The sequence below is a fragment of the Dyadobacter sp. HNCC25DJ187 genome, assembly GCF_056895255.1.
This window is the reverse complement of record NZ_JBXHAT010000001.1, coordinates 1,086,692-1,103,604: the sequence shown is the minus strand read 5'-3', so window position 1 is coordinate 1,103,604 and position 16,913 is coordinate 1,086,692. Positions and strand designations below refer to the sequence as shown.

General features: G+C 44.0%; 15 protein-coding genes. 4 read left to right on the top strand and 11 right to left on the bottom strand.

Annotated elements, in window-relative coordinates:
* Positions 1-3: 3 nt before the first annotated feature.
* Positions 4-345, bottom strand: a complete 342-nt coding sequence (locus tag AC1XUE_RS04500; RefSeq protein WP_483354734.1) for a winged helix-turn-helix transcriptional regulator — start codon at positions 343-345, stop codon at positions 4-6.
* A 123-nt stretch (positions 346-468) separates the two neighbouring features.
* Here AC1XUE_RS04500 and AC1XUE_RS04495 point away from each other — a divergent pair, with 123 nt between their 5' ends.
* Entirely contained in the window at positions 469-891 is a 423-nt protein-coding gene (locus AC1XUE_RS04495; protein WP_483354733.1) for a DoxX family protein, read from the top strand.
* Positions 892-950: 59 nt separating this feature from the next.
* Here the strand turns inward: AC1XUE_RS04495 and AC1XUE_RS04490 are convergent, their stop codons facing one another.
* The 5 genes from AC1XUE_RS04490 to AC1XUE_RS04470 all read right to left on the bottom strand — a co-directional run bounded on the left by AC1XUE_RS04490 (position 951) and on the right by AC1XUE_RS04470 (position 5,581).
* The gene (locus AC1XUE_RS04490; protein ID WP_483354732.1) at positions 951-1,382 is read right to left on the bottom strand and encodes a response regulator; all 432 of its coding nucleotides are present in this window, start codon (positions 1,380-1,382) and stop codon (positions 951-953) included.
* Complete coding sequence (locus AC1XUE_RS04485) at positions 1,379-2,485, bottom strand: sensor histidine kinase (RefSeq protein ID WP_483354731.1); 1,107 nt, start codon at positions 2,483-2,485, stop codon at positions 1,379-1,381. Before AC1XUE_RS04485 ends, AC1XUE_RS04490 begins: the two co-directional genes overlap by 4 nt.
* 218 nt (positions 2,486-2,703) lie before the next feature.
* The gene (locus tag AC1XUE_RS04480; protein WP_483354730.1) at positions 2,704-3,711 is read right to left on the bottom strand and encodes an endonuclease/exonuclease/phosphatase family protein; all 1,008 of its coding nucleotides are present in this window, start codon (positions 3,709-3,711) and stop codon (positions 2,704-2,706) included.
* A gap of 215 nt (positions 3,712-3,926) precedes the next feature.
* Complete coding sequence (locus AC1XUE_RS04475; RefSeq protein ID WP_483354729.1) at positions 3,927-4,796, bottom strand: sugar phosphate isomerase/epimerase family protein; 870 nt, start codon at positions 4,794-4,796, stop codon at positions 3,927-3,929.
* 62 nt (positions 4,797-4,858) lie between these two features.
* Entirely contained in the window at positions 4,859-5,581 is a 723-nt protein-coding gene (locus AC1XUE_RS04470) for a 3-keto-disaccharide hydrolase (RefSeq protein ID WP_483354728.1), read from the bottom strand.
* Positions 5,582-5,813: 232 nt separating this feature from the next.
* On the opposite strand from AC1XUE_RS04470, the gene AC1XUE_RS04465 reads away from it, so the two are divergent.
* The gene (locus AC1XUE_RS04465; protein ID WP_483354727.1) at positions 5,814-6,380 is read left to right on the top strand and encodes a sugar O-acetyltransferase; all 567 of its coding nucleotides are present in this window, start codon (positions 5,814-5,816) and stop codon (positions 6,378-6,380) included.
* A gap of 15 nt (positions 6,381-6,395) precedes the next feature.
* Here the strand turns inward: AC1XUE_RS04465 and AC1XUE_RS04460 are convergent, their stop codons facing one another.
* A complete protein-coding gene (locus AC1XUE_RS04460) occupies positions 6,396-6,620 on the bottom strand; it encodes a Kazal-type serine protease inhibitor family protein (RefSeq protein WP_483354726.1) in 225 nt (74 codons plus the stop codon).
* A gap of 241 nt (positions 6,621-6,861) precedes the next feature.
* Here AC1XUE_RS04460 and AC1XUE_RS04455 point away from each other — a divergent pair, with 241 nt between their 5' ends.
* Positions 6,862-8,097 (top strand): sensor histidine kinase, encoded by a 1,236-nt coding sequence (locus AC1XUE_RS04455; RefSeq protein ID WP_483354725.1) that lies wholly within the window; start codon positions 6,862-6,864, stop codon positions 8,095-8,097.
* Positions 8,098-8,161: 64 nt separating this feature from the next.
* On the opposite strand, the gene AC1XUE_RS04450 is transcribed toward AC1XUE_RS04455, so the two are convergent.
* The gene (locus AC1XUE_RS04450) at positions 8,162-9,904 is read right to left on the bottom strand and encodes an ABC transporter ATP-binding protein (protein ID WP_483354724.1); all 1,743 of its coding nucleotides are present in this window, start codon (positions 9,902-9,904) and stop codon (positions 8,162-8,164) included.
* Between the two features lie 205 nt (positions 9,905-10,109).
* Here AC1XUE_RS04450 and AC1XUE_RS04445 point away from each other — a divergent pair, with 205 nt between their 5' ends.
* Positions 10,110-10,676, top strand: a complete 567-nt coding sequence (locus AC1XUE_RS04445; RefSeq protein ID WP_483354723.1) for a dihydrofolate reductase family protein — start codon at positions 10,110-10,112, stop codon at positions 10,674-10,676.
* A gap of 46 nt (positions 10,677-10,722) precedes the next feature.
* On the opposite strand, the gene AC1XUE_RS04440 is transcribed toward AC1XUE_RS04445, so the two are convergent.
* From AC1XUE_RS04440 to AC1XUE_RS04430, 3 genes are all read right to left on the bottom strand, one after another.
* A complete protein-coding gene (locus AC1XUE_RS04440; protein WP_483354722.1) occupies positions 10,723-12,321 on the bottom strand; it encodes an MGH1-like glycoside hydrolase domain-containing protein in 1,599 nt (532 codons plus the stop codon).
* Between the two features lie 215 nt (positions 12,322-12,536).
* Positions 12,537-13,682 (bottom strand): efflux RND transporter periplasmic adaptor subunit, encoded by a 1,146-nt coding sequence (locus AC1XUE_RS04435; protein WP_483354721.1) that lies wholly within the window; start codon positions 13,680-13,682, stop codon positions 12,537-12,539.
* Positions 13,683-13,705: 23 nt separating this feature from the next.
* Positions 13,706-16,912, bottom strand: a complete 3,207-nt coding sequence (locus tag AC1XUE_RS04430) for an efflux RND transporter permease subunit (protein WP_483354720.1) — start codon at positions 16,910-16,912, stop codon at positions 13,706-13,708.
* Position 16,913: the final 1 nt, after the last annotated feature.

Sequence of the window (16,913 nt, the reverse complement as noted above, 5' to 3'; positions counted from 1 at the left end):
CTATCAGGGCTGGCTCATAATTTCCTTTCTATGGGCCAGACCCCAGTAATGAAGTTCTTCCATTACTTTCTCCAGTGACATCCCGTGTTGAGTAATTGAGTATTCTACAGTAGGTGGAAATGTATCATATACCTGGCGGAGAATAAGCTTATTGGATTCAAGCGCTTTCAATTCTTTGGAAAGCGTCTTATCTGTGATTCCCTTCACTTCTTTTGCTATCTGCTTAAATCTTAGCGGTTGCGACGACAGTGCAAACAGTATTAATAATTTCCATCTACCTTCCAGTGCTTCCAGCGCATCTTTGATTGAAAGTGCAGTTTTCGGACATCCGCCGTTTGTTAACATATTCGTCTCTGGTTTAAAATCAACGATACTATCCCGGTAGGAAGTGCTATCCAACCGGGAAGTGCTTTCGTGCGGATAGTAAATGTAATTAGGTTTGCCGTACAAACAAACAATAGCGAAAACATGACCAATCTGAAATTTTCGAAAACAATGAATCTTGCACTGTGGACAGCACAATGTGTTTTATCTCTTCTGCTGCTATCCGGAGCCGTTATGAAAATGTTACCAATCAGGGAAATAGCTCCCATCATGCCGTGGATGGGGGAGGTGCCAGCGTATATAGTCCGAAGTCTGTCATTGATTGATCTTGCAGGAGCCATCGGAATTATCCTTCCCGGTACGAAACGAAGGATAAACCATTTAACACTTTATGCCGCAGCTGGCGTATTTTTGCTCATGGTATGCGCAATTACATTTCATGTAATCCGGGGTGAGGCAGCGTCCATCTGGATTAATGTTTTCACAGGTATTCTGGCACTTTTTATTGGTATAGGGCGATCATATCAAATACGCGACACGGGTAGAGAACGATTGCGAAGCTGCTGAAATTTTTCTTCGGAATCTGAACTGGATCATATCCCTGTTCTCATGTTAATGCTAACTGATTACTGGGGTTCAAAATACTTTTCTACCAGATCATCGAGCATATGGCTGCGCAGAGGCTTAGGTAAAAAATCGACAATCTGTCCATCAAGTAAAGCTTTTTCACGGTCTTCCGGATTCAAAGATGTTGTGAGCATCACTACGATCACTTTGGCTCTTAGCGCTGAGTCAATGTTTCGATAATACTCCATAAAATCCCATCCTGTAAGTCCGGGCATATTGATATCCAGAAAAATAATGCCCGGTCGGGGTGCTTCAGCGGTATTTTCAAATTCACCTTTTTGCGTTAGAAAATCCAGAGCATCTTCCACGTTAGTGACACCTATTATAGTAGTCTCTATTTCAGATTTTTGTATCACCTTGGTGTGAACGAAGTTGGTAAGCTCATTATCATCTATTAATAATATGCATTCCAGGTCTTTAAATTTTTTCATCTTGGTATTGCGTATTGAACAGGTATTGTAAAATGGAAAGTGCTGCCTTGACCCTTTTCGGATGTTACTCCGATGATGCCTGAATGCATATCAACGATTTTTTTGCAGTTAGCCAGTCCTATTCCGGTTCCTTCATAAACACTGCTGGGATGCAATCTTTGAAATATCTTAAAAATGCGTTCGTGAAAGGCGGGCGCTATACCAATGCCATTATCAGTAACAGAAAATTTCCAATATTCTCCTTCTTGTTTACATTGAATATGTACTATACACTGTGTGGACGGTTTTCTAAACTTGATCGCATTGGATATCAGGTTTTGAAATAGCTGGCGAATTTCCAGTGGAAATGCAGTGATAACTGGAAGGCCATGATAGGTCAGAACTGCTCCTGAGTTTCTCAGGCTCGCCGACATATCTTCAGCAATGTCGGCCAGCAGCTGCATAGTATCTACCTTTGTACGTACTGCTTTATTTCCAATCCGGGAGTAATCCAGTAACCCACGGATCAGTCCGCTCATGCGGTCTGCAGACTGATGAATGACATTCAGGTACAACTCTGCTCCGGTTTCAAATATATGAGGGAACTCTTCTTTTGTCAAATCCATGAAGTCTCTGATCGTGAGAAGAGGCTCCTGTAAATCATGAGATGCGATATATACAAATTGCTCCAATTCGCGGTTTTTCTGCTTTAGTTCTGTGAGCTGATCTTTGATAAGCTGCTCGTTAAGCATCCGCTCTGTCAAATCCCTGGTGATTTTACAAAAACCGGTCACTGTGCCATCTGAATCATGACTTGCTGTGATCACGACAGCTCCCCAAAAAGTGGTGCCGTCTTGTCTGACTCTCCATCCCTCATGATAAGCCCGGCCATCTGTGTAGGCGAGGCGAAGCAAGCTGGGAGGTAATCCTTCACTTTGATCAGTCTGTGTATAAAAAATTGAAAAATTTTGCCCAATGATTTCGTGAGCTGTATATCCCTTTATTTTTTCGGCTCCTCTGTTCCATGATTCTATCGTACCGGAGAGGCCAAGCGAGATAATGGCATAGTCTTCAATTTCGTCGAGCGTGTGCAGTAATCTTAGCTGCGGATCTTCGTATAACATGTTGGAGCAGGTGATTGAAAAAGCATAGATTATGCTTGCAGAACTAATACGCGAAAATAGCTCCAAAGTCGCATCTTAGGAAGTTTCTGTGGTAAATATTTGGAAACCTGTGGTGAAGGTAAATGAGTGTCTGTTAATATCTGTGACGACTACGACACAAAGCACCATATCGTGTAGATGGATTAGGTTTTTGTGTAGAAGTGTATTAAATATCGGCGCTATTTTAATGCAGCGAGGGTATTTTTAATATCCGCTGACTTGATCAACTGCCAGCGAAAAACAGTACTTACCGGATGATGGTCTGAGAGAGGGAAGTTATTTTTGTTTTTGAAGAGCTGATCCTGAACCTGATAATCTGATATGTGTAAAGCAACATCGTCACTGCTGCGGTAAATAATTTTATCAATAGATTCTGTGCTGTTGTTCACTTTTAAGACCTGTTTGTCGGGGAGTTGGGTAGATACAGGGGGCCGTTGATGGTTATTTTTAAGTTCAAGCCAGGCATCTGTCAGGTTATTGGTATGCAGCAGTTCGTGTAGATTATCCAGATAAAAGTCATAGTGTGCATTCAGATCTCCCATAATAATAACTGCCTGTTTCTGTGAGTTCTTTGCAATGAAAGCAGAAAGCTGCCGCACATTTTCCCTGCGTGCAGCGGCAGCCGATTCGTGGTTATAGGCGTTGGTATGTACGTTGTAAAGATCTATGTACGTATTCCGCGCTATTTGCAATCTCGAATAGGTAAACCCTTTAGGTGTCAGGCAATCCGCACCGGTACAATGTAACCATGGTATTCTGATTGTATTCTGTACAGGATAACGGGATAGCGTGTTGAGTCCGTCTCCAAACGGAACCTTACCTTTGGTCCTGGTACGGTAGGTGTGGGTGTTTCCGGAGTGATAGAGGTACCTGTTATAATTAAAATCTTCCTGCACGTTGACGATATCAAATTGATTGACCAGTTGCCCGATCTGTGCGATGCTGGCGGCACGTTTTGTTTTAGCGCTTGATATAATTTCGGGCAGACCGGCTATGTTGTAGGTAAGGACTGAAAATACGCCGCAGCTTAATGTATCGCAGCTTTCTTCTCTATCGATCAAAATGCTTGCTTTTCTATTTTCCTTTGCAGCTGCTTCTTCCAATCCGGTACATGGAATAGTCAGTAGAGCAAAAGCCATGGAAAGTTGTAATACTTTTCTCTTTATGACGGTAGATTTCAGGCTCATGTGATCTGGATTTAATCCCAAAATTACGATCCATTAATTACCTCATTTGTAATTGAGTATTAAGCTTGCATTATCAAACAGCTGATTTTTTGAGTGTGGTATAGGAAATTGATTTCTTTGAATATATTCACAATTCTTTAATCAATTAAGGTATACAAAAGAGGAAGGCTGCATTGCGCAACCTTCCTCTTCTGTGATGAGTTGTTGTGAGTCAACTAAACAGATAATTTCTTCATGTACTCAGCATCGTTCTTCAAACTGATCAGCGGAGATTCCGGATACTCTTCCTGCTCTACAAGGAAATATTTGATGCCATTATCAAGCGCCTGGCGAAGCGTCTTTTTAAAATCAACATTTCCTTTGCCCAGGTCATTTTGTACCGGTTTCCCATTCTCCTTTTTGTAATCCTTTACGTGGCAAAGTTCGTAACGCTTACCGTATTTCTTAAGGTGTGCTCCCGTGTCGACGCCAGCCACATCAATCCAACAAAGATCCAGCTCAAACATGACCAATTTTGGGTCGGTATTAGCAAGTAAATAATCCTGTGGTAACTTGCCATCCAGCGCTTTGAAAGAGTAATCATGGTTATGGTATCCGAATTTCATTCCGGCAGCATTTACCTGTTCCCCCACTTTGTTGAAGCTTTCTGCAATTTTTTTCCATTCATCCCAGGTCTTCTGCGGTCCGATCCACGGGCAGATCATATAGCTTAAACCTGCGCCTTGCGCCATTTCAATCTGCTCTTTCAGCAGATCAGGATTTGCTGCTGCTTTGCTGAAGTCGAAGTGTGTACTTACCATTTTCACACCCAATCCGTCAAGGAAAGATTTGATCTCCTTTGGTTGCATTCCCCACAGAAATCCTTTTGGACCACCATAGCTCTCAAATTGCTTGTAACCCATTTCTGCAAGCTTTGTCATCACTCCTTTGGGATCAGCCGGAAGAATGTCACGTGCACTGTAAAGCTGCACTCCGAAAGGATCAATCAGTTTTTTGGGCGATCCGGCCAGTGCATTCAGAGCGGTAGAAGATATGATACTCGCAGCTAGCAGACCAGTGTTTTGAAGAAAGTCTCTTCTTTTCATAGGTTATTGTTGGTAGGTGAAGCCTTTATAAGGCCGATTTTAATAATAAACCGCAAGATGCACTAAATCTGCTTTATTTTGATATTCCGAAATGAGATTCCCTTCGCCCAATCCTGTAAAGCAAGGTGTCCTTTTGTATGTTTACCAAATTCGGGAAAGGTTTTAAAATTACTGGACGCTACTGTTTTTTTCCATTTTTCTGACTGAAGATTTTCCTGAGCTGTAAGTACTCCGTTCAGATAAAATTCAACTTTTCCGTTTATCTGCCTGATGCATGATTGGTTCCATTGGCCGGCAGCTTTCGCGGGAGCTTCATTCTTTTGAGGATAAAGATTAAACAAACATCCAGCTCTTTTTAAAGGGTTAGTGCTATGGTCGGGGTGCGATTTTTCCAAAAGCTGATATTCCGGCCCTGACGCCCATGCGGTTGGTAGCTCTTTATTTTCCTGTACATTGATAAAAACACCACTGTTACCTGCCTTTGCTATTTTCCATTCAAACCTTAAATCATAGTTTTCATACTGCTTATCAGTTACCAGGTCACCTCGTTGTGCCGTATAGTCATCCGCCTTGCACTGTAACTCACCATTTTGGACGTTCCAGGCAGTTGGGATTTTTCCTTTGTTGTAAATATGCCAGCCGTTGGTTGATTTGCCATCAAACAGCAAATTCCACCCTTCTTTCTGCTCTTGGGCGGTAAGTTGGTTGGGCTTTTGGTCAGTAAATGCATTCAGGGTAACAGTCAGTCCAAGCAGTGCAGCCAGGTAAAGTGTTTTTCTTTTCATGATTAAAGATTAAAAAAATGAAATGCGTAAGCGAACGTATCAGGATTTGCAAATTATGGAAAGTTGAAGGATTCAACGCTATATTTACGCCTCTATTAACGATTGCAGACAAACAGAATTGTACAATTGCTTACGCAGTGATGTGCCTGCAGGATTTGTCACTGGCATTGTTATTTCGATGCCTCTGTGTATTTATACTGAAAAATAAAAACCAAGAAAATCCATTCATCAAATGAAAAGCGAAAAAGAAAAAATGCTGGCCGGCGAGCTCTACAACGCATTGGATACAGAATTGACTCAGATGAGAACCGATGCACGCCTGCTGATGCTGGAACTTAATAATGGTCGTGAAGACGAACCGGCTAAACGACTGGAAATTCTTGAAAAACTTATTCCGAATTCAGGTGCTGACTTATGGGTTCAACCTCCGTTTTACTGTGACTATGGAAGTAATATGGTCTTGGGTGACAGGGTATTTTTTAATTTCAATTGTGTGGTTTTGGACGTTATGCCTGTGAGGATAGGTAGTAGAACGCTGTTTGGGCCGAATGTGCAGATCTACACTGCAACGCATCCGATAGACCATGTCGTTCGCGCGACGGGTCTCGAATCAGCGAAACCGATCACCATCGGAGAGGATGTGTGGGTAGGGGGAGGAGCTATCATTTGTCCGGGCGTAACGATCGGCAGCAGAAGTATCATCGGAGCCGGCAGTGTAGTTACGAAAGATATTCCCGACGACGTGATAGCGGCAGGGAATCCCTGTAAAGTGATTCGTTCTTTGAAGGAGGTGGAATGACCGCAAACTTCACAACTATTCCTTATCCTGACACTCTCCCTTTGTAAAAGCAATGATTCCGTGCGCCAGCGCCTCGCATTCGTTACCGTAGGTTTTTTTATTGCAGCCACACACAGGGTCATATTTGGCAAGGCACATAGAAGAGTCCCTTGGTTTTTCAACACAATCTGCTTTTGGGCCTTTACCGGTATGGCAACCTAATAAAAGTAATGTCGGAAGAAGTCGGTACTTGTAGTTCATGATTGATTACTGGTGCTTTCAGCTTTTAATGAAGGTACATATATCGGAAACACCTGTAAGTCCGACACCACAATTTACTATTTAATGTTATATGTTGTAAATATAAAAATTTGAATCATTTAGTTTCGGAGAGTTTGTGTTTGATTTTCAATGAGTTAGGTTTGTATTTTTGCTGCGCTGGAAAAGTGTGCCACAGTGGAAGCGGAAAAAATTGTATTTTAGACTCATATACAAATCAGATATGAGTTACAGTGATGAAGATTTGGAACGGGATGTGGAACGTGTAAAAAGCATTTCTATCATACCGACTTTGCTTAACGTGATTTGCGAGACCACCGGAATGGGCTTTGCAGCCATCGCAAGGGTGACAGATAAAAGATGGATCACATGCTTCGTGCGTGACGATATCAGCTTTGGGCTGGTGCCAGGCAGTGAGCTTAAGATTGAAACCACCATTTGTAATGGTATCAGAGATGATCTGCAACCCGTAATTATTGATAATGTAAAGGAAGATAACTTTTTTTGCGAACATCCTGTTCCATTATTGTACGGTTTTCAAAGCTATATTTCCTTTCCAATCATACTCAAATCGGGAGAGTTTTTTGGGACGTTATGCGCCATTGATCCCCAACCTCACAAGCTAGAGAAGCCCAGTGTGATAGGGATGTTTACTGCTTTTGCCGAACTGATCTCTTTTCACTTACAGCAAGATGATGAGATGAGGGTCAAAAAAGAGAAAATTCGTGAGCTAAACCGCGATCTGGCTAATTCCCGGGATGAAAACCGACAGTACCAACATGTTTCGAGCCATACGCTTCAGGAGCCTTTAAGAAAGCTGAAGATTTTCTCGGGTATGTTGATCGAGGCGCTTCAGAGCAAGCAATTCGATAAGGCGGAGCTTTTGGCATCAAGAATACAAAAAGGTGCAGACCGGTTCTCCATTCTGATTGATGACCTGACCGAGTTTTCAAATTTGAATGTAAACAAAACTGAACTTCAACTCACCGATCTGAATGAGATCATAGCAAGTGTTCATTCAAGACTGATCGCACGGTTGGATGAGATATCGGCGAGGGTAGTTGTGGGGGAACTGCCCGCTTTGTTGGTATATCCCGATCAGATAGAGCAGCTGTTTTATCATTTGTTTGACAATGCCATTAAATTTGCCAAAAAGGATGTTCCTCTTGAAATTTCCGTATCGGCTATCCGGGTTGAACCGTCAGGCAACTCTCAGCTCTCTGCAAACAGGGAATACGTTGAAATTCAAATAACTGATAATGGTATAGGTATTGATGAAGCTCAGCTCGAAAAAATATTCGATGTGTTCTCCCAACTGCCAACAGAAATTTTTGTTGAAGGCGTTGGAGCAGGACTCAGTTTGAGTAGGAAAGTCATTCGTAACCACTATGGCCAGATTTCAGTTACTTCAAATTTAGGTATAGGAACCACTGTCATTGTTATTCTTCCATTAAGCTAAAGGAGCCGGTGAGGCTATAAACCTACATCATGCTATATGAGTTTTTGCGTCACTAAAAGCCAATTTACCGTCTTTCTCCGGCTTGCTGCCGCCACATGGCATAATAAAGTCCTTTTTGGGAAACCAGTTCATCATGTTTGCCTTGTTCGCTGATGCGCCCTTTTTCCAGAACATAAATACAGTCGGCGTGCATAATGGTAGAAAGCCGGTGAGCAATCAGAATCGTCATTTGTTTGCCGCTGGCAGAGACAGAGCGGATGGTGTTGGTGATATCCTGTTCAGTTAAAGAGTCCAGTGCTGAAGTAGCTTCGTCAAATATGAGAAGACTTGGTTTTCTCAGCAGCGCTCTGGCAATAGATATTCTCTGCTTCTCACCGCCGGAGAGTTTCATGCCATTTTCTCCTAGTATGGTATTCCAGCCATGTTCAGCTTTGGCGATCAGTGTATCTGCAGAAGCCTGATGAAGTGCATCTTTGATTTCCTTGTCGGTAGCATTGGGTTTGGAAAACAACAGATTATGTTTGATCGTACCTGCATACAATTGTGTGTCCTGCGTAACGAATCCGATCTGACGCCTTAGTGGATTATATCTGATAGTGTCTGACAAATGATCATTATAAAAAATCTGACCTTCAATAGGGCTGTACAAGCCTACCAAAAGCTTGATCAGTGTTGATTTGCCAGAGCCCGAAGGGCCCACAAATGCAATGGTTTGCCCGGTGGATACAGAAAATGAGAGATTATCAATGGCGTTGAATCCTGATGTACGATGACGGAAAACAACATTTTGGAAACGCAGACTATTTAAAGGACCCACTTCCACGGAATTTTCCGGCCGCTGTTCTATAGGTTTATGCATGATATTATCAAAAGTGGTCAGCGATGTATGCGCCTCACGATAAAGGATGATCAGGTTTCCAAGATCCTGCAAAGGCGTGAATATCGCCACTGAGATAAATTGCATGGCGATCAGCTCGCCTGTACTGAGCACATTCCTGAAAATGAGCCATAACAGGATAAACAGGATAGATTGCCTGAGCACAGCCAGCAGATTACCCTGAAGAAAGGATAGGAAGCTTACTTTCCTGGCCTTGGTCATTTCCAGATTATATATGTTTTCGGTCAGGTCATTCAGTCTCCTGATCTCGGAAAAGGTCAGACCGAAACTTTTGACCAGTTCTATATTGCGCAGACTCTCAGTAATAACCCCTGCCTGCTTTTCCGACTTTTTGTTGATGGAACGCTGGATAAATTTGATTCTTTTCGATAAAAGGCCGGTAAGCGAGCCAAGTAAGAGTACACCTACGAAAAACACGGGGACCAGCAGCCAGTTTCGGCTCATGCTATACCAGATCAGAAATGATACACCAACCAGCGATGAGAAAAGAACATTGATAAAAGCATTAATAAAACGTTCGGAATCGGTTTTTACCTTTTGTAGTATGGATAGTGTACTTCCGCTGCGTCCCTGTTCAAACTCCTGATAAGATAGTCTAAGTGTTTGTTTTAATCCCTCATTGAAGATATTCATCCCGAAACTGGCCACTGCTTTTCTCATGAAATAATCCTGCAGCGCTTTAAAAAGCCTGGAGCAGATCGCGATGCCCAGAGCAAGCAGCAACCAGAGCGAGATGGACCTGATCAGTTCCTGCTCTGTGTATTGTTCTGTATTTTTGGTAAAACGGTCAATAATTTCTCCGAAAATAATCGGGTCAATCAGATTAAGTGCCTGTGCAATAGCGGCAAATATCAAAGAAATGGATATAAGATTTCGGCTGGGTTTGAGGTATTTCCAGAGTAACTTCATCGTTCAGTTTAAAAAAAAATTGACTATCAGGCAGCTGCTGATATGAGTTATTTGTAATCTGCAGTAAAAGCATGCCGACTGCTTCCAAATAGTCCTTTCCATTATTTTTGTCATAAATACCCCTCACACTTGTCAAAAATAGGGTGCCTGGGAATTCCAGATTGCATTTACCTTTGTAAGGAATAAATTACAGCGAAACTAACTGATGAGAAAGCTAAAACTTCAGGTACAGGTAACAGTTGACGGCCTAATGGCCGGACCGGAAGGTGAAATGGATTGGGTCATGACGAACTGGTCTCAGGATCTTAACGACTACGTAGGCATATTAACAGAAACTGTAGATTGTATTGTACTGGGCCGCAAACTGGCGGAAGGCTTTATTCCCTACTGGAATTCTGTGGCTGCTGACATACAAAATCAGGATCATGATGCGGGAAAAATGTTCTCAAATACGCCCAAAATCGTTTTCAGCAGAGTGATGGAAGAATCTATATGGGTAAATACCCGGCTGGAGAACAGGGATTTAGCTATCGCCATCGGTGAGTTGAAGAATCAGCAGGGTAAGGATATGATTGTATATGGCGGATCTGATTTTGTTTCTTCTTTAATTAATGAAGATCTGATTGATGAGTACCATCTGCTGGTAAACCCTGTCGGAATGGGTGAGGGGCTACCTGTTTTTGGCTTTCAGGGAAAACCAAAAAATTTGAAGCTGATTGAAGCGCGGTCATTTGAATGTGGTATTGCGTTGCTGCATTATGAGCGTGCATGATCTGCGCTTGTCTCAAAACGTCGGGTGCATGCCCGGCGTAGCTTATTTAAAGAGGTATAGTCATTTTTGTCAGTTCATCAGAGTTAGCACGTTCTATCCCATCCACAAAAACCCTCATTCCTGCCCCTCTTCCATACTTTTTTCCGGTCTTATCATAAAGAACCGTGATGTATTTTCCGTGATATAGCACGCGGTCCAAACAAAAATAATCCCAGGTATTCGCAGGTAACAAAGGGTTGATGGTCAGTACATTGTCGCGTGATGGTCGGATGCCGATCAATCCGGATATGATGTGGTCACAAAATGCAGAGTGATTGTAGTCTTTTCCGCGTTCGCGTCCACCTTTTTTTGTTGACCAGCCACCATTCTCTATCATCGATAAACGGGTTCTCGAAATCCAGTCGCCTGTATAGGGATTCAGATTTTCATCTATCCAGTTCACCTGTTTTCCATCCTCTTTAACACGCTGATGAGACCGGCTGTAGGTGGTCAGAAGACTGAAAAAATCGCGTTTGGACATTACTTTCTGGTCGTAATCATTAAGCAGGTTGGCCAGAGAGGAAAGGGTAACAGTCGTAGCGAACGGCCAGCTTGGACCATTCCACTGGCATTCATGACCTTCATAAGATATTTTAAATCCTGCATGCCGCTGTTCTGCTGATGTGGGGCCGTAAGGTGCCCAGAAGCCACACGGGTCGGTCAGTTGTTTCCAGGCTGTTGCATGTTGGGTTTCGGGTATCGAAAAATACCACGGAGTATACCCGTGCAATTCTCTGACATCGGCTTTTTTAAGTTGAGGAAGTCCTCTGGGAATCACCTTAAAGAACTGCGCATTTTTGTCCCAGAGTCTATTGATAATCTGCTTTCTGATAACGGCAGCATTTTTTCGGTATTGCTTTTCCGTAGCCGTATCATCCACCATCTGGGCTATGTCTGCCAGCGCTTTTGCGTTGCCGTACATATAACTATTAATGGTTGCTCTATATCCTTCATTTCTTGTTCCGTATGTACCTGATATAGATTTTTCCATTCCGTCGCGATCATCGGTTTGCCAGAACATACCGGTAGAATCAAGCCGGATTTTTTCCCATTCTTCATAATCAGCGACGAGATCGGGCAGCAGACCTGCCAAAAATGAGGTGTCCGGATGTACCTGTGTAAATGCGCTGATGGCGTCCGTCATCCAGGAACTGTACGATCTGGGGTTGCCACCACCATGGTACCAGAAGCGTGCGTATTGTTTCAGATAAGAAGTGTCACGTAACCAGCGGCCCTCGTAAAAATGATGACCTGCCGGACAGTTAATTGAATTGTATTTGCCTGCCCAGTGTACATCCGGCAAAAATTCAGTGACGATGTAGCCTGCCGGAGTCTGTTTGAGGTGTTTGCGGTAGGTCCACCAGCGGAAATAATAGGTTTGTTCCATCTGCTTGTCCGGGCACTCAAAAAGAGGGATTTGTTCAGATAGGAACGACCACGCATGCTCATTAGGAATCAGTTGCTTATAAATTTCTTCATCCGTTTCGTTAAAGGCGATGATGTAAGGTTTGAAATCTTCGGCTTTCAATATCAACTGTTGCGCCTGGTTTCGCGCGCATGATATTCCCAAAATGATCATTGACAGATAAATGATTTTTAACCTCATGATGAATGCTTTGGCTAACCGGCGGACGTTGATAATATAAATTCAGTCAATTCAAATATGTTATTCTTATCTTCAAAGTAATGTACAAATCGGTTGCAACCTACTGACTGGCTATTTGTTTCTTAAAAAAAAGAACCCGCAGCAGGATGCTGGCGGGTTTTGGTTCAGGGGCGGAATAGAAAAAATGATTTGTTGTTTGCTTTAATCCGCAACAATCATGGTTGTGTTGCTGACAGATCAATTTGAATAGGTTCGTCTATGGGTATATCTTCATTGGCTGTAAGAAGTATGGTATCGCCTTGTGCAATGTTTCCGAAAATCTGTACTTGTCCTGCGTTAGCATCACCTTTTTGTACATCCACCCATTTGGCGCGTCCTGCTTCAATCTGGATCACGAACGTTCTTTCCAGATTACTGACTACTGCACTTTGTGGGACATAAATGCTTCCTTCTACAGCGGTTACCGGCAGTTTGGCCGATACGAACATTCCCGGCTTGAGCCTTCTCTTAGGGTTGGAAATATCGATTTCGATCATCTCTGAGCGTGTATCGGGGCGTACACTGTTTGACACACGTGCTATTTTTCCAGTAAAGTTTTCAGCGCGGAAGGTAGATACTGAAAATCTGACTTCCGTTCCCACTTTGATATCCCCCAGGTATGCTTCCGGTACAGCCAGTCTTAACCTGAGACGATCCAGTTGACGAATCTTCAGAAGAGGTACGGCGTTCTGGCCTCCGGGACCAACAAATGCTCCGGGAGACAGGCGACGGTCTGTGACCATGCCTGCAAAAGGAGCAACGATCTTCAGGTAATTAGCGAGCTGCTTTACAGATTGATAATGTGCTTCTTCAGCAACAACGGTGAGGCTATCTGAAATGACTTTGGTACGTGCTGCATCCACATCCATTTCTGATATAGCGCCTGGCGTTAGTCGGGTTTTCATGGCTCTTCTGAATGCTGCTTTGCTTGCTCCATAAACTGCTTCTGCTGCCTTTACCTTTGAGAATGCAGCCGTAAGATTTGCGATCAGTTCAGGTGCTTCAAGTTCGGCCAGCACTTGTCCTTTGGCTACCTGGTCGCCGATGTCTACATGCATTTTACTGATATAGCTGCTTACTCGGGGAAACAGATCTGTTTCGTAAAAACTCTCCAGTTCTCCTGGCAGATTGAGCTCTCTTACAGGTTGTGATGTATTCACCCGCAGCGCTGAGTAGCTGATTTCATCCTGCGACTGTTGCTCTGCCAGGTTCTGCGGCCCATTCTTTGTATTACAGCCAGGGAGTATCATTGCGATGCATGTGATTGCGGCGCCTATAGTGAGGTGACATGCCAACCGGGTGATGTTTTGGATATGATTCATTTTTTAGATATTTCAGTTCAAGGTCATTGGATTTGCTGTGCTTGTTGCTGCACCGGGTCGTATACGGTACTTTCCGGATCGTCAGGATCTAAGGAAGCAGAATCGAAATTGTGCTTTCTGAGAAACAGAGAAAATGCAACAGGTACGATAAATAGTGTCGCAAATGTAGAGGCAACAAGTCCGCCAATTACCGCACGGCCCAAAGGTGCAGTATGTTCACCTGTTTCACCCAGTCCGCTGGCCATTGGTATCATACCCGCTACCATAGCACAGGTCGTCATCAGGATAGGACGTAACCGGAGTGATCCGGCCATGCGCGCCGCAGCAGTAGCATCGCGGTATTGAATTCGGAGTGTCTCTGCATTGGTAACCAGCAGCAAGGCATTAGCGACAGAAACACCCACAGACATAATGATACCCATGTATGACTGCAGATTAAGGGTCTGAGCGGTTGAAAGCAAGAAAATGATCGAGCCCGATAATACCGCAGGAATAGTGATCAGTACAATGCCTGCCACAGTGAACGATTGGTAATTGGCCGCCAGCAACAGGAATATGACAATAATAGCTAGTAACAATCCGAATTGAAGACTGTTCATCGTTTCTGTCAGCAGCTGAGCCATCCCCTGCAGTTCTACCACCGAACCTCTGGGAGCTTCTCCTACTGATGCAATCGCGTTTTGAACATCGGTGGTAGCAGTACCCAAATCCTTCTGATGGATATTGGCCGACACAGTAATGAGTCGTCTGGGTCCGGTGCGGTCGTACTGGCCAGGCATGTTAGAAGGGGTGATCGTAGCAACATCTCCCAAAGTGGGTCGCAGCTGTCCTTTCACCATAGGTATGCTTTGGATGTCGGCCACCGACTGCATATACTGCGGAGATATTTCTACCTGAACCTGATATGCAAATCCTTTGGACTGGTCGAGCCATAAATTTTTGGCTGTAAAGCGGCTCGATGCTGTTGCGGCTACGAGAGACCTTGAAATTTCAGCTACGCCTAGTCCGAGTTGTGCTGCCCTCTGACGATCAATCTGGATCTGAACGGTAGGGTATCTTAGTGGCTGCTTAATACGGACATCACGCAGATAATCAATTTTATTCATGGCTTTAATCAGCCTGCGTGCATATTTTTCACTTTCATCCAGATCCTTACCTGCCACGACCACTTCAATAGGAGTAGATGCTCCCTGGCTCATAATTTTTTCAGTAAGTTCGATGGGTTCAAAAGATACTTCTACATCGGGAACTGCTTTTCGGACCGCTTTTCGAATCTGTTCTTTCAGTTCATCAAGAGATGCCATATGATACGTTTCGGCCAGATTTACCTGTAGAACCGCTTCATGAGGGCCAGCATTGAACACATAAAGGGCACTCGTTCCGTAACTGGATGGTGTTGTACCAACAAAAGCGGATGAGATTCCGATGTTTTGTTTTCCGTCTACAAGTTTTGCTATCTCTGCCAGCACCAGTTTGACGCGGTCTTCCATTCTTTCTACCCGTAAGCCCTGTGGGCCGACCAGACGTACCTGAAATTGTTTAGATCGGTCCTGGTGAGGCATCATATCTTGTCCTGTCCACATAAAACCTACACCTACTATCATCACACTCACAAGCAGATAAAGAATGATAACGGGCCTGCGTACCCTGATCATTTTGTTGAGCGTCGCGATATAACCATCCTTTATTTTGTCCATGAATCCAGGCGATTCGGATGCTGGCTGCTCATGCATGTTGTTTGCAGACAATGCATGATCCTGGTGATCTTTGAGCCACCAATTGCTTAGTATGGGAACAAGCGTTTGCGAGAGTACGTAAGAGATCAGAATCGAAAATCCGACAGCAAGTGATATGGGCAGAAACATCCCCCCTGGTATGCCGGCCATCAGGAAAGCTGGTGCAAATACAGCAATAATGGACAGTGTAATTAGAAGTAGCGGAAAAGCGAGCTCTCTGGAAGCGTCCCGGATGGCTTTGGCCTTGCTCTTACCCATTTCCAGATGCTGATGGATATTCTCGATCACAACCGTTGACTGATCCACCAGAATTCCGATAGCCAAAGCCAGACCGGACAGCGTCATCATATTGATCGTTTGGCCTGTCATTTGCAAAAGCAGTATGGCGGCAAGGATAGAGATCGGAATAGTGATAATCACGATCAGTGAACTGCGTAAATCCCTGAGAAATAAGAAGACCATCAGTCCTGTCAGCAACGCACCAAGTCCACCCTCTACAGCCAGCGAATGTACGGACTGCATCACATATACCGACTGATCAAATTCGTAGCTTAGTTTGACATCAGCGGGAATCAGGTTCTGCATTTCTGGAAGTTTGGCTTTCAGCGCATTGACCACATTCATTGTAGAAGCACCTGCCGTTTTTGTTACAGGTATGTACACAGCTCTTTTTCCGTTAACCAATGCATAGCCAACCGGTACGTCTGTGGCATCTTCCACTGTGGCTACATCCCGCATAAAGACAGTAGGGCCGACACCCTTTCTTAATGGAATACCCAGGAACTCCTCCACATTCTCAATGACCGTATTGCTAGGTGTTACAACCGTGTAATCGCCGATACGGATATTACCAGCCGGAGCAATTCTATTGTTTTCCACAACTGCCGAAACAATATCATCAGGCGTAAATTCGTAGCTTCTCATCTTTTCCGGATCCACCCTCACTACCACTGTTCTTTCGTTGCCTCCAAATGGAGAGGGCGCAGAAGCTCCCGGAATTTGTGAAAATAGCGGTCTGATACGTGTAGATGCCAGATCCTGCAGTTCACCCAAAGTCGCACGCTGGCTACTGAACACCAATTGTCCGACCGGAAGCGAGGATGCATCAAAACGCACCACAGTAGGAGGGACAGTTCCCGGCGGCATGTAATTCATAACCCGGTTGACCTGATTGGCCACTTCCCCGGATACCTGAGCCATGTTCGCATTTTCGTAAAAAGTACATTTGACCAGACACAAACCCTGGATATTCTTAACTTCTACATCCTTGATTCCGGATACATACAGCATCTGGTTTTGGTAGCGCGTTGCAACAAAACCTTCCATTTGCGCGGCTGTCATTCCTCCGTAAGGTTGTGCAATATAAATCGTGGGCAGGTTCAGGTTTGGAAATATATCAATAGGTATACGCAGCAAAGCAAGCACTGAAAAAATCAGCGTCGCTGCAATCGCCACCATAATGGTAACAGGCTTTTTAAGCGCGGTTTTAAGCATG

Coding starts and splice junctions, on each gene's coding strand:
- AC1XUE_RS04500 (WP_483354734.1), bottom strand. CDS start 345: ATGTTAACAAACGGCGGATGTCCGAAAACTGCACTTTCAATCAAAGAT.
- AC1XUE_RS04495 (WP_483354733.1), top strand. CDS start 469: ATGACCAATCTGAAATTTTCGAAAACAATGAATCTTGCACTGTGGACA.
- AC1XUE_RS04490 (WP_483354732.1), bottom strand. CDS start 1,382: ATGAAAAAATTTAAAGACCTGGAATGCATATTATTAATAGATGATAAT.
- AC1XUE_RS04485 (WP_483354731.1), bottom strand. CDS start 2,485: ATGTTATACGAAGATCCGCAGCTAAGATTACTGCACACGCTCGACGAA.
- AC1XUE_RS04480 (WP_483354730.1), bottom strand. CDS start 3,711: ATGAGCCTGAAATCTACCGTCATAAAGAGAAAAGTATTACAACTTTCC.
- AC1XUE_RS04475 (WP_483354729.1), bottom strand. CDS start 4,796: ATGAAAAGAAGAGACTTTCTTCAAAACACTGGTCTGCTAGCTGCGAGT.
- AC1XUE_RS04470 (WP_483354728.1), bottom strand. CDS start 5,581: ATGAAAAGAAAAACACTTTACCTGGCTGCACTGCTTGGACTGACTGTT.
- AC1XUE_RS04465 (WP_483354727.1), top strand. CDS start 5,814: ATGAAAAGCGAAAAAGAAAAAATGCTGGCCGGCGAGCTCTACAACGCA.
- AC1XUE_RS04460 (WP_483354726.1), bottom strand. CDS start 6,620: ATGAACTACAAGTACCGACTTCTTCCGACATTACTTTTATTAGGTTGC.
- AC1XUE_RS04455 (WP_483354725.1), top strand. CDS start 6,862: ATGAGTTACAGTGATGAAGATTTGGAACGGGATGTGGAACGTGTAAAA.
- AC1XUE_RS04450 (WP_483354724.1), bottom strand. CDS start 9,904: ATGAAGTTACTCTGGAAATACCTCAAACCCAGCCGAAATCTTATATCC.
- AC1XUE_RS04445 (WP_483354723.1), top strand. CDS start 10,110: ATGAGAAAGCTAAAACTTCAGGTACAGGTAACAGTTGACGGCCTAATG.
- AC1XUE_RS04440 (WP_483354722.1), bottom strand. CDS start 12,321: ATGAGGTTAAAAATCATTTATCTGTCAATGATCATTTTGGGAATATCA.
- AC1XUE_RS04435 (WP_483354721.1), bottom strand. CDS start 13,682: ATGAATCATATCCAAAACATCACCCGGTTGGCATGTCACCTCACTATA.
- AC1XUE_RS04430 (WP_483354720.1), bottom strand. CDS start 16,912: ATGCTTAAAACCGCGCTTAAAAAGCCTGTTACCATTATGGTGGCGATT.